The sequence below is a fragment of the Uliginosibacterium gangwonense DSM 18521 genome, from assembly GCF_000373965.1.
GTDB lineage: Bacteria > Pseudomonadota > Gammaproteobacteria > Burkholderiales > Rhodocyclaceae > Uliginosibacterium > Uliginosibacterium gangwonense.
On sequence record NZ_KB892834.1, the window covers coordinates 567,151 to 579,089 of the forward strand.

13 protein-coding genes are annotated in these 11,939 nt (G+C 59.1%); 8 read left to right on the forward strand and 5 right to left on the reverse strand.

Features of this window, described 5'->3' with window-relative positions:
* Positions 1–25: 25 nt before the first annotated feature.
* Genes B145_RS0102605 through ybgC form a run of 4 tightly spaced genes read right to left on the reverse strand, consistent with a single transcriptional unit; the run spans position 26 to position 2,428 of the window.
* Complete coding sequence (locus B145_RS0102605; RefSeq protein WP_018604987.1) at positions 26–895, reverse strand: cell envelope integrity TolA family protein; 870 nt, start codon at positions 893–895, stop codon at positions 26–28.
* A 6-nt stretch (positions 896–901) separates the two neighbouring features.
* Complete coding sequence (gene tolR / locus B145_RS0102610; protein WP_018604988.1) at positions 902–1,315, reverse strand: protein TolR; 414 nt, start codon at positions 1,313–1,315, stop codon at positions 902–904.
* Between the two features lie 19 nt (positions 1,316–1,334).
* A complete protein-coding gene (tolQ, locus tag B145_RS0102615) occupies positions 1,335–2,006 on the reverse strand; it encodes a protein TolQ (protein WP_018604989.1) in 672 nt (223 codons plus the stop codon).
* Positions 2,003–2,428 carry a tol-pal system-associated acyl-CoA thioesterase gene (gene ybgC, locus B145_RS0102620; RefSeq protein ID WP_018604990.1) on the reverse strand — a complete coding sequence of 142 codons (426 nt, stop codon included), beginning with the start codon at positions 2,426–2,428 and terminating at the stop codon, positions 2,003–2,005. Before ybgC ends, tolQ begins: the two co-directional genes overlap by 4 nt.
* A gap of 156 nt (positions 2,429–2,584) precedes the next feature.
* Here ybgC and dksA point away from each other — a divergent pair, with 156 nt between their 5' ends.
* The 7 genes from dksA (at position 2,585) to B145_RS27160 (ending at position 10,040) form a co-directional block, all read left to right on the forward strand.
* Positions 2,585–2,992, forward strand: coding sequence for an RNA polymerase-binding protein DksA (gene dksA, locus B145_RS0102625; protein ID WP_018604991.1), 408 nt, complete (start codon positions 2,585–2,587; stop codon positions 2,990–2,992).
* 138 nt (positions 2,993–3,130) lie between these two features.
* Positions 3,131–4,303 (forward strand): STAS domain-containing protein, encoded by a 1,173-nt coding sequence (locus B145_RS0102630; RefSeq protein WP_018604992.1) that lies wholly within the window; start codon positions 3,131–3,133, stop codon positions 4,301–4,303.
* A gap of 102 nt (positions 4,304–4,405) precedes the next feature.
* Positions 4,406–4,975, forward strand: a complete 570-nt coding sequence (gene hslV / locus B145_RS0102635; protein ID WP_018604993.1) for an ATP-dependent protease subunit HslV — start codon at positions 4,406–4,408, stop codon at positions 4,973–4,975.
* A 46-nt stretch (positions 4,976–5,021) separates the two neighbouring features.
* Positions 5,022–6,353, forward strand: a complete 1,332-nt coding sequence (gene hslU / locus B145_RS0102640; protein ID WP_018604994.1) for an ATP-dependent protease ATPase subunit HslU — start codon at positions 5,022–5,024, stop codon at positions 6,351–6,353.
* 178 nt (positions 6,354–6,531) lie between these two features.
* Entirely contained in the window at positions 6,532–7,404 is an 873-nt protein-coding gene (locus B145_RS0102645; RefSeq protein WP_018604995.1) for an AEC family transporter, read from the forward strand.
* Between the two features lie 11 nt (positions 7,405–7,415).
* A complete protein-coding gene (locus B145_RS0102650; protein WP_018604996.1) occupies positions 7,416–8,291 on the forward strand; it encodes an AEC family transporter in 876 nt (291 codons plus the stop codon).
* Between the two features lie 123 nt (positions 8,292–8,414).
* On the forward strand, positions 8,415–10,040 hold the full coding sequence (locus B145_RS27160; RefSeq protein WP_018604997.1) for a methyl-accepting chemotaxis protein: 1,626 nt from the start codon (positions 8,415–8,417) through the stop codon (positions 10,038–10,040).
* A 23-nt stretch (positions 10,041–10,063) separates the two neighbouring features.
* Here the strand turns inward: B145_RS27160 and B145_RS24175 are convergent, their stop codons facing one another.
* Positions 10,064–10,831 carry a class II glutamine amidotransferase gene (locus tag B145_RS24175; RefSeq protein ID WP_051082528.1) on the reverse strand — a complete coding sequence of 256 codons (768 nt, stop codon included), beginning with the start codon at positions 10,829–10,831 and terminating at the stop codon, positions 10,064–10,066.
* Positions 10,832–11,279: 448 nt separating this feature from the next.
* On the opposite strand from B145_RS24175, the gene upp reads away from it, so the two are divergent.
* A complete protein-coding gene (upp, locus tag B145_RS0102665) occupies positions 11,280–11,912 on the forward strand; it encodes a uracil phosphoribosyltransferase (protein ID WP_018604999.1) in 633 nt (210 codons plus the stop codon).
* Positions 11,913–11,939: the final 27 nt, after the last annotated feature.

Below are 11,939 nucleotides of genomic sequence, written 5' to 3' on the forward strand. Positions count from 1 at the left end.
GGGGATGCATGATCAATTAGGGCGTTTACTCGTCGCGCAAGGGGTGGAACACAAGGGTCAGAGACCTTTGGAACACCTCTTGTTTGGACGGCATGGGCAGGGGGCTGGCCTTGATGATCGCGTTTTTGATTGCCTCATCCAGCACCGGGTTGCCCGAACTTTTGACCAGTTGCGGGTCTTGCGCCAGCGAGCAGTCTGGCAGCAGATCGATTTTGAAGGTGGCGGTGGGGTCTCCCTTCACGCTCGGAGGCAGAATCAGCTTACCGCGAACCTTGCCTTCAATCTTCTTCTTCCATTCATCCAGTGCGTTACCCAAGGCAGCATTGCCCACGCGACGCTGGGTGTCCTGGTTCATCATGGCGGCCATGCGGTCACTGGTACTGTCGCGGCTGGTGTTGTTGGAGCGGTTGATGCGGCTGACCCGGTCGCTGTCCATTTTCAACAACTCATCATTGCGGTCAACGTCCTTTTTCGGTTCGGGTTTGGACTCTGACTTTTTGGGCTCGGGCTTAGGTTCAGGCTTTTTCGGTTCAGGTCTGGGCTCCGGTTTGGGTTCGGGCTTGGGCTCTTCCTTCTTGGGCTTTTTTTCGGGTTGCTTGATGGCAATGTCCGGTTTGACCGGTGGTGGCGGCTCATCCACAGGTTCCGGGCGAGGCTGGGGCTTGATCACCGGTGCAGGCGGTTCGGGCTTAGGCTGTGGCGCGGCAGTCGGTGGGGGCGGCAGTGCGGGCAGGCTGGCGACCAGATCGGCGCTGATCGTTTCGGAGGGGTTGCTTTGCCAATGCATGCCATAGAACAACACCAGCAGCAGCACGCCGTGCATGGCCACGCTGGCAGCGATGGCGCCCCACTTGGTTGCAGGGCTTTCGACGGGACGGTAGAGGCTTGATTCCACTGCGATTTACTTCTCAGCAGGCTTTACGAGCAGGCCCACTTTGGCGATCTGGTTGCGTTGTAGCAGGTCCATGACCTGCATCACGGCGTCGTAGCGCACGCGCTTTTCAGCTTCGATCACAACCGGTTTTTCGGGGTCGCTGGCCTGCGCATCACGCAGACGGGCCACCAACTCTTCCTTGTCGACCGGCATGGCTTCCTGGGGCGAGCCACGGTCTTTGAGCGTCCAGTCATTTTCCTTGTTGATGTGGATGACCATGGGCTGTTTGGCCGTGGGGGCCGAGGTCTTGGCTACGCTGGGCAGATCCACCGTGCCGGTGGGCATCATCGGGGCAGTGACCATGAAGATCACCAGCAGCACCAGCATCACGTCGATGTAGGGCACGACGTTGATCTGGTTCATCAGGCGACGTTGTCGCATGTTCTACGTGCCTCCCCGTTCAGCGCAACTGGCGTTGCAGGATGTTGGAGAACTCTTCCACAAAGCTCTCGAAACGGATGCTCAGGCGGTCAATGTCATGGGCGTAGCGGTTATAGGCCAGCACGGCAGGGATGGCGGCAAACAGGCCGATGGCCGTGGCCACCAGCGCCTCGGCAATCCCAGGGGCGACGTGGGCCAGGGTGGCGGAGCTGACGTTGGAGAGCCCACGGAAGGCGTTCATGATCCCCCAGACCGTACCGAACAGACCGATGTAGGGGCTGACCGAACCGACCGAGGCGAGGAAGGCCAGATGCGCTTCCAGGTCGTCGAGTTCGCGCTGGTAGGTCGCCCGCATCGCGCGGCGCGCACCGTTGATGATGTCAGAGGCTTCCAGGGTCTTCTGGCCGTGGAGCTTGGAGAATTCACGGTAACCCGCCTCGAAGATGCGGCCCAGCGGCCCGGCGCTGTCACGATCATTGGAGATGTTGCGGAACAGAATGGTCAGGTCGCCCCCGCTCCAGAAGGATTGCTCGAAATCGGCGGTGGCGGAGCGGGCCGCGCTGATGGAGAAACCCTTGTAGAAGATCCAATACCAGGACATGAAAGAAATGCTGGCCAGGATGGCCATGACGATCTTGACGACCAGGCTGGCCTGGGCGATCAGGGTAAGGATGGATAAATCTTCGGTCATGCTTTGCTTTCAAATAAGGGGCGCAGGTCGTCAGGGATGCGGGCAGCACGGCGTTGCGCCCAGTCGACACAAGCCACCTTGACGGTGGCGGCAAACAACAGCGTGCCGCCACGACGGACTTCCTGGCGGAAGGTGATGGTAGCGGCTCCCAGCCCCGCGATGGTGGAGATGACCGCCAATTCGTCATCAAGTTCCGCAGATTTCAGATAATCGGCACTGAAATGCGCTACGACAAAGGCCAGACTACGCTCGGTGAGCAGGTGGTGCTGGCTGATGCCCAGGCTGCGTAGCCATTCGGTGCGTGCGCGTTCACAGAACTTGAGATAGTTTGCGTAATACACTACGCCCCCGGCGTCGGTGTCCTCGTAATAGACGCGTACAGGCCACACAGACTGAAGGGGGAGGTGCTGGATTTCGTTCATCCTGCTATTGTAACGTCACATTGAGATGCTACTGGTCCGCCAGATGGCGAAATCCCGAATATCTGCCTACTGTGAAAGTAACGAATAGTACGGCAGAATGTTGGGTTGCTATGTTTAAGCAAATTTAACCAAACCAACCAGATGGGGAGTGTTTCCATGCCGCTGACTGAATCCGAACTGTTGGCGATGCCAGAATCGGACTACATGAATACCGAGCAGATCGAGTTTTTCAATGCTCGGCTGCTGGCTATGCGCATTGAGCTTCAAGCCAAGGTCGATGAGACCGTTGAACATATGCGCGAGCAGGAAACCGTAGCCGATCCGGCCGACCGCGCCACTGTTGAAGAAGAGCATGCGTTGGAGTTGCGTACTCGTGACCGTGAGCGCAAGCTATTAAAAAAGATTGATCAGGCTTTGGGCAGGATTACCGATGGCAGCTATGGTTTCTGCGAAGAGACCGGGGAGCCCATCGGCTTGGCGCGCCTGATTGCCCGCCCAACCGCCACACTGTCTGTGGAAGCGCAGACGCGTCGGGAGCGCATGCAGAAGTTGTATGCCGACTAGGCTTTTCTACTGCTTGGAAACATTGGTAGAGATGTAGATGTAGAATGGAAGTTGCCAGACAAAGCGGCCTCCCGATAAGCTGTAAGCTAAAATAACTGGCACTTCCTGCAATAAAGTTTCTTGATCGGTCGCACGCAAATGGTTCTCTCATTTTTTGGTAAGAAGCCTCAAGGTGATAGCAAAGGCGTGGGGTCTGCCGACTCGGGCAAAGGCGAGTCGACGACTACCATGGACTTTTCTCATATCGCCGGGGGTGATATGGGGCGCGCCTTGGCGGCGGCGGCTGACAAGATTCAGGTTCAAGAAGTGACGTATGAAGATGTCGCGGCCATTGAAGAGGCCGCGATTCTTTTCGCCAATGCCAATGAAGATGGTGCCAAGGCGGTGCTGGAAGAGGCCATCAATGGTGTCGGCTCCCAGTCCGAACGCATTTGGGCCATGCTCTTTGACCTGTACCGCCTGATTGGTGACAAGGCCAGTTTCGATGCGCGTGGGGTGGCCTATGCCCAGGCCTACGAAAAATCTCCCCCCGTCTGGCAGGGCTGCGCACCGCAGGCCGCCGCAGCGCCCGCACGCGACGGGGCACCAGCAGTCAATCTCACCGGGGTGCTCTCAGGGGCCGCACGCACGCAGTTTGAGCAGTTGGCGCGGATAGGCGTCAAGATGGGCAAGCTCAAGATCGAGTTGTCGCGCCTCAAGGGGATCGATGAAGCAGGCTGCATCCTGTTCAATGACACGTTGGCCATGCTCAAGCAGGGCAAGGTCAAGGTTGCGATGGGTGGGGCGCAGCAGGCGCTGAGTTTGTTGGAACCCCGTTTGAAGGTGGGGGAACCTGAAGGCCGGGTGTACTGGCAAGTGGCCCTGGCCCTCATGCAGCAACTGGGCGACCAGGAAAAGTTTGAGGATATGGCAGTCAACTATGCCATCACCTTTGAAGAGTCTCCGCCCTCCTGGGATGCGCCTGTAAGCGATCCGACCGAATCGGTGGTGACGGCGCCAGAACCCGTCGCTGCGGTGATGCCACCGGCGCGAGAATGCTTCATTCTGGATGGTGTGGTCAGCGGCTCGCAGCCTGATGTGGTGCGCAAGCTGGCGGTGTACGCCTCCGAGCATGGCAACATGATCGAGATTGATGCCTCTGGGCTCCAGCGGCTGGAATTTGTGAGTGCCGGTTCACTGTTCAACCAGTTTGCCACCCTGCAAGGCCAAGGCAAACTCTGTGTGATTCGCCATCCCAACGAGATGGTGGCTGCCCTGATGCGGGTGATGGGCATCGATCAGGTCGCACAGATCGAGTACAAGAAGTTCTGATCTTTCGCCTGGATCTCTTGAATCCTGGCAGAACGCACCCATCTGTTTTTCCGTTACGCCCTGGCATCATGCCCAAGGGGCCTTCTTACGGAGAACATCCACATGGAGCAATACCACGGCACCACCATCCTGTCGGTACGGCGCGGCAACAAGGTTGCGCTCGGTGGCGACGGTCAGGTCACGCTGGGCAATATCGTCATCAAGGGTAGCGCCCGCAAGGTACGCCGCATCTATCAGGATCGTATCCTGGCCGGTTTTGCCGGCGGCACGGCGGATGCTTTTACGCTTTTTGAGCGCTTTGAAGCCAAACTCGAAAAGCATCAGGGTAACCTGCTGCGTAGCGCCGTAGAACTCGCCAAGGACTGGCGGACTGACCGGGCCTTGCGCCGCCTGGAGGCGATGCTCGCAGTGGCTGATCTGGAACACTCATTGGTGATTACTGGCAACGGTGATGTGCTCGAACCCGAGCAAGGCATCGTGGCAATCGGTAGTGGGGGCGCCTATGCCCAGGCGGCTGCCCGTGCCCTGATCGAAAATACCGAACTGGCCCCTGCCGAGGTGGTCAAAAAAGCGCTCACGATTGCGGGTGACCTGTGCATCTACACCAACCAGAACCACATCATCGAAACGCTTGATGGTTCTGACGCAAGGCCCGCCCTGCTCGAAAAATAAGGACTTGCGCGGCAAGCCGCCCCTTCCCGTTTTCAGGATTCCGCCCATGAACATGACTCCCCCGGAGATCGTCTCCGAACTCGACAAGCACATCGTCGGCCAGAACCGCGCCAAGCGCTCGGTGGCCATCGCGCTCCGCAACCGCTGGCGGCGTGCCCAGGTGGCAGAGCCCCTGCGCCACGAAATTACACCGAAGAACATCCTGATGATCGGCCCGACTGGTGTGGGCAAGACCGAAATCGCCCGGCGTTTGGCGCGGTTGGCCAATGCCCCCTTCATCAAGGTAGAAGCCACCAAGTTCACCGAAGTGGGCTACGTGGGGCGCGATGTGGATACGATCATCCGCGATCTGGTCGACATCGCTATCAAGGATGCGCGCTCCGATGCCACGCGCCGCGTCAAGGATCGCGCCCAGGATGCTGCCGAGGATCGCATCCTCGATGTGCTTCTGCCGCCGGCCCGTCCGGTGGGTTTCGGCACGCCTGAGCCCAGCACGGAAGATAGCGCCACGCGGCAGAAATTCCGCAAGAAGCTGCGCGAAGGCGAACTTGATGACAAGGAGATCGAGATCGAAGTCGCTCAAGCGGCTGCGACCATGGAGATCATGGGCCCGCCGGGGATGGAAGACCTCACCCAGCAGCTCCAGGGCATGTTCCAGAACATGGGGCAAGGCCGCAAGAAGCTGCGCAAAATGAAGATTGCCGAGGCGCTCAAGGTGCTGGCCGACGAGGAAGCCGTCCGCATGGTCAATGACGACGAACTCAAGACTGCCGCTTTGACCGCTGTGGAGCAGAACGGGATTGTCTTTCTGGATGAGATCGACAAGATCGCCACACGCGGTGAGTTGCAAGGGGCGGATGTTTCCCGCCAAGGCGTGCAGCGTGACCTGCTGCCCCTGGTGGAAGGCACGACCATCAATACCAAGTACGGCATGGTCAAGACTGACCACATCCTGTTCATTGCCAGCGGCGCCTTCCATCTTTCGCGGCCTTCCGATCTGATCCCGGAACTGCAGGGGCGCTTCCCGATCCGGGTGGAGCTGGACTCGCTTAGTGTGGAAGATTTTGAGCGCATCCTCACCAGTACCGATGCCTGCCTCACACGCCAATATGAAGCGCTGATGGCGACTGAAGGTGTGGAGCTGGGTTTTACGCCCGAGGGCATCCGCCGTCTTGCGGAGATCGCCTGGCAGGTCAACGAGAAGACGGAAAACATTGGTGCCCGTCGCCTCTACACAGTGATGGAAAAGCTTCTCGAAGAGCTGGCTTTTGAAGCGGGCAAGCCAGGGGTGGCCAACCTGACTGTAGATGCAGCCTACGTCGACAACAAACTGGGACCTCTGGCTCAGCGTGAAGACTTGGCTCGCTACGTTCTGTAGTTGCTGCTCGTGATCTTGTTGCGTGGCCATGGCCGACGTCCCTGGCGCAACAGATTATGAGCAGTTTCTCAGGCAAAGCCCGCTAGAATGATGCCTGGTCCGCCTGCGCACCGTGCAGGCGGCAGCCGCCTCTTGCGACGCACGTCCCTGTGCGGTACAGACAGGGGCTGAGGGCATCATGTTTGAGCGCATCGTTTCAGTTCTTTTCCCCGTTTTCTCGATCACCGCGATTGGTTTCTTCGTGGCCCGGCGTTCGCCACCGGACATGTCCCATGCCAATCGCCTGACAGCCGACGTGTTCGTTCCGGCTCTGATCTTCGGGGCATTGGCCGGGCGGGATTTCCACGTCATGCAGTACCACACCTTGGTACTGGCGATGTTGCTGGCTACGGTGTTCTGTGGGGTGGCTGCGTGGGGCGTCACACGCGTGCTCAAGGCGCAGTTCCGCACCATTGCGCCGCCGCTGATGTTCTCCAACAGCATCAACCTGGGCGTGCCGGTTGCGATGCTGGCCTTTGGCAATCAGGCCCTGCAACCCGCAATTATCTTGTTCATGGCGATCAGCATGGTCCACTATACCTACGGTCTGTGGCTACTGGATCACCGCGCCAATATCTGGAACATCTGGCGCATGCCCTCCGTGCTGGCGATGATTGCCGGCTTCATCGTCTCCTTCTGCGGGATTTCGATCTGGCAGCCCCTGGTGGTCGCGGTCAAGATGCTGGGCGACATCTGTATCCCGCTGATGTTGTTCTCGCTAGGGGTGCGGATGAGTGGCACCAGCTTCAAGGGCTGGCATTTCGGCTTGGGGATCGGTCTGCTGCGGCCCGTGATCGGCATGCTCGCCGCCTGGGCGGTGGTGGTATTGCTGGGGCTCACCGGCATGGACCGATCCTTGTTCCTGCTCTACGGGGCGATGCCCCCGGCGGTGATGAACTACATCTTTGCCGAACGCTTCCACCAGGAGCCTGAGAAAGTCGCCTCCATCGTGATGATGGGCAACCTTGTCACCGTGGCCATCCTGCCGCTGGTGCTGGCTATTGTGCTCTAGGAGGGGTGCCGATGTTTGAGCGTATCCTCCTGGTCGTACTCCCCGTCTTCCTGATTACCGCCCTGGGCTATTTTGTTGCCAAACGCAGCAAACCGGATTTTGATGTGATCAACCGGCTGGGGATCGATGTATTTGGCCCCATGCTGGTTTTCGGCGCGCTGGCAGGCAAGGATTTCCACATTGCAGACTACTGGACGTTGAGTGCTGCGATGGTNCTCAGCATCGCACTCTCCGGTGCGGCCGGTTGGGTGCTGGCGCGTGGCATGCGTCAATCCAGCCTGACCTGGATGCCGCCGATCATGTTCGGCAATTCCGGCAACCTCGGCATTCCCATGGCTCTGCTGGCGTTTGGCGACGGTGCACTGCCCCCGACCATCGTGCTCTTCATGATCTCCTTCTGCCTGCAGTTTGTAGTCTGCGCCTGGCTGCTGGATCGGGATGTCAGCCTGTGGTCGATCTGGAAAGTCCCTACCGTGATGGCCACGCTCGCCGGGTGCCTTGTGTCCCTGGCGCACATCCAGATTTGGTCCCCCGTGATCGAATCCACCCAGATGGTCGGCAAGATGGCCGTGGCCTTGAACACCTTTGCGTTGGGGGTGCGGCTGGTGGATATCGACTTCAAACGTTGGCACGAAGGCGTGATTGGCGGCGTGGCCCGTCCCCTGATTGGCGGTGGGCTCTCAGCTGGGGTGGCCTACCTGCTGGGGCTGTCTCCCCTGGCGACCTCGCTGTTGATCCTCTTCGGCGCCATGCCACCCGGCATCACCAATTTCATTCTGGCCGAGCGCTATAACCAGGAGCCGCATAAAGTGGCCTCCATCGTGCTGATCGGTAATGCGATGTCGATTGTGGTGCTGCCCCTGGCGCTGACATTTGTGTTGCGCTGAACCCATACCCGGCCCTCGCAGCAGATTGAAAACGCCGACCAGCGGGCATTTTGCTGAACGTGTCCCGTCTGGCTTGGCACCATAGCTCCATATGCTTTGGGTTCAATAGGAGCGGGGGCGAATATGTCCATGACCATTGCCAGACGTCTGGCGCTGATGTCTGCAATCGGCCTGATTGCAGTGTTGAGTGTTGGCGCGGTCGGCTTGATCCAGATGAGCCGGATTCAGACCGAGCTGAACACCGTGCTGACCCAGCATGTTCCTGCCATCCGTGCGGCCAATCGTGTCCAACTGGCATTCCAGGAGGTCAGGCGGGCCTCGGTGCTGTACTCAAATGCCCCATCCGATCAGGTGCGCGAAGTCGCCCTCAAACAACTCAAGGCTGGTATCGCCAACCAGCGCGAGCGTTTCCAGCAATTGGGTGCGCTGGCCAGCAGTGAGCAGGAAAAGGCCCTGAACGCTGACGAAGCTGCATTGTCGGCCCAATACCTGGAACTGACTGAAAACCTGATGCAGGCGCTTGCCAGCGAGGGGGCGGATCGCCCCACCTTGATCAGCAAGGCGGTAGGGACCATCACCCCGACCGGGATCAAGTTGCTTGCCGTGATGGAAAAGCACGCCCAATACTATGAAGACCTGATGAGCCACAGCGTTGAAAACTCGACCCAACGCTATCGTCAGGCAATCTGGGCCACCGTGTTATGCACCTTGCTTGCCCTGGTTGTACTGGCGCTATGGAGCCTGAGTGTCTATCGCAGGGTCGTGGTGCCATTGGCCGGGGTGCGGGACGTGGTGACCAAGGTTGAGGCAGAAAAGGACTTCAGCATCCAGGCCAAGGCGGGTGCCAACGATGAGGTCGGTCAGGTTCTCAGCGCGTTCAACCGCCTGCTCCAAGCCATGCGCAGGGATATTCAGGCCATGGGGCGCGCAGCGCATGGCGTGAGCAGTTCAGCGCATGCTCTGCTGGCAACCTCGGAGTCCCTCTCCACCCAGGTCACCACCCAGAGTGACGCGGCAGCCACCATTGCTGCGGCGATGGAGGAAATGACCGTCAGCGTCTCTGTGGTGGCCAATCAGGCGCATGAAGCCAAAGAGGCTTCGTCTCAGGCAGGCGAAATGGCGCGCAACGGTGGCGAGGTGATTGCCCAGACGGCGCAGGAGATCGACCATATCGCGGCAGCCGTGACCACCTCTGCCGAACGGATGGGGGAACTGGAGGAACACAGCCAGCGCATCAATTCCGTGGTGGCGGTGATCCGGGATGTGGCCGACCAGACCAATCTGCTGGCACTCAATGCCGCGATTGAAGCCGCGCGCGCAGGTGAATCCGGGCGAGGCTTTGCCGTGGTTGCGGATGAGGTGCGCAAACTGGCTGAACGCACGGCACTTTCTACGCGGGAGATTGGCGACACCGTCAACAGCATCCAGCAAAGCGCCACCCAGGTTCGTGCCAGCATGCAAGACGCGGTGGAGAGTGTGGGGCGAGGCGTGCAGCGTGCCCACGATGCTTCAGGCGCCATTGACCGCATCAGCCAGCGGGCGGCAGAATCGATGCGTTTGGTCACCGAGATTACAACGGCCATCTCAGAGCAAAGCGCCGGGCTGACCCAGATTGCCAGGCAGGTGGAAGTGATTGCCCAGATGGCGGAAAAGAACCACACCACCGCCAATCATTCGGCTGAGGAAGCACGCGAACTCGATACCCTGGCCGAGCATATGCAACACACCACGTCACAGTACAAGGTGTGATGGGGCGGTGTCAGAACCTGTTCTCAGATCAGGCGGCGACCACCCACAAAGGCGGTCACCTCGCCAATCGGCAGGGGCTGCCAGCACTCATCGGTGAGTGGGCGGGTAGCGATGATGATCATGCGGTCGTCAGGCTTGTTCAACTGTGCCAGATCGATGCCCAACGGGCAGTCGATCAGGTGCACATGGCCAAAGGGCCAGGCACGCTCAACGTAGTGCAGTTCGGTGCTGCGGTGGGCAAACAGCATGTTCCCATCCGAGAGCATGTAGTTGAAGCGCCCGGCCACGGCAATGCTGTGGGTGATGGCCTGCAGTGCCTCATGCAGTTCGGTGACCTCGGGTGCCTCATCACCAAAGCGTTCGATCAGCGCGTCGAAGATCAGGCAGAAAGCCAGCTCGCTATCGGTTTGGCCACAAGGCTTGAAGTGCGTGGGCCGATGCAGCAGGCCCGTATCCAGATTGCCATTGTGGGCAAAAGACCACTCCCGGCCCCATAGCTCGCGCATGAAAGGGTGGCAGTTCTGTATCGATATTTCGCCCTGGGTGGCTTTGCGGATGTGGGCAATGATGTTGCAGGAACGCCCGGTGTGCTGCTGGATCGAACGGGCGAGGACGGAGCGGGCGGAAGCCTGCTCTTCCACCACCAGCTTGCAGGCATGCTCTTCTTCGTAAAGCGCGATACCCCAACCATCGGCATGGTCATCCGTCTCGCCGCCACGGCGCAGGAACCCCGCAAGTGAGAAACTCAACTCGGCAGGCTTCAGGGAATTCATTCCAAGCAACTGGCACATGATCTTTACAACGCGACGCACAGGCAGAGAGTTGACCTTGATTCTGCCGTCAATCGTGTATTACCAAACGATTTTGTTTTTATAACGAATTTATGAAGTGGATAAACTGATACGGATCAGTATTTATCCACAACACCCCCGGCTATTAATACTTTCGATGTATCAGATAGATAGCCTGGATTTTGCGGCGAGTGCGTTGCGCACCACAACCACTTCTGGACCAGTGGTTGTCGCAGACGAACAAAGCGGCTTTTCCTGGTGGGTTTTGGGGCAAAACGTCTCTATCAAGAACCTGATGCGGGGCTGGAACGACCTGCCCTTTTCTTCTACGGCACCCAGGTGGGCGCAGTGACCCCGATGGCGTCAAAGAGCATGTGCTTAGGGCTTCTGGATTTGTCACATAGGGCGGTACTATCTGCCATTGCTTGAAATTAGGGAGTTTTTAATCATGCCAGTCATCCGAGTCAAACATCCACTGGTTCAACACAAGATTGGCCTGATGCGTGAGGCGGACATTTCCACCAAGAAATTCCGTGAACTCACCGCCGAACTGGCCCGCCTGCTGGCCTATGAGGCCACGGCGGACTTCGAACTGGGGCCTGTGACCATCGACTGTTGGAGCGGCCCGACCGAAATCCAGCAGATCAAGGGCAAGAAAGTGACCGTGGTGCCGATTCTGCGTGCGGGCCTGGGCATGCTTGATGGCGTGCTGGACATGATCCCCAGCGCCAAGATCAGCGTGGTGGGCCTGTCACGCAACGAAGAAACCCTGCAGCCGGAGAACTATTTCGAAAAATTCGTCGGCAAGCTGGATGAGCGCACCGCCCTGATCGTCGACCCCATGCTGGCCACGGCGGGTTCCATGATTGCCACCGTCGACCTGCTCAAGCGCCGTGGCTGCAAGGACATCCGCGCCCTGGTGATGGTCGCCGCCCCCGAAGGGATTGCCGCGCTGGAAAAGGCACACCCCGAGGTGCGTTGCTGGACCGCCGCGATTGACAGCCACCTGAATGAGAATGGCTACATCATCCCCGGCCTGGGGGATGCAGGCGACAAAATCTTCGGTACCACCAGCAAGTAAGCTGCATCAGCGCCCGTGGAGGTTTTC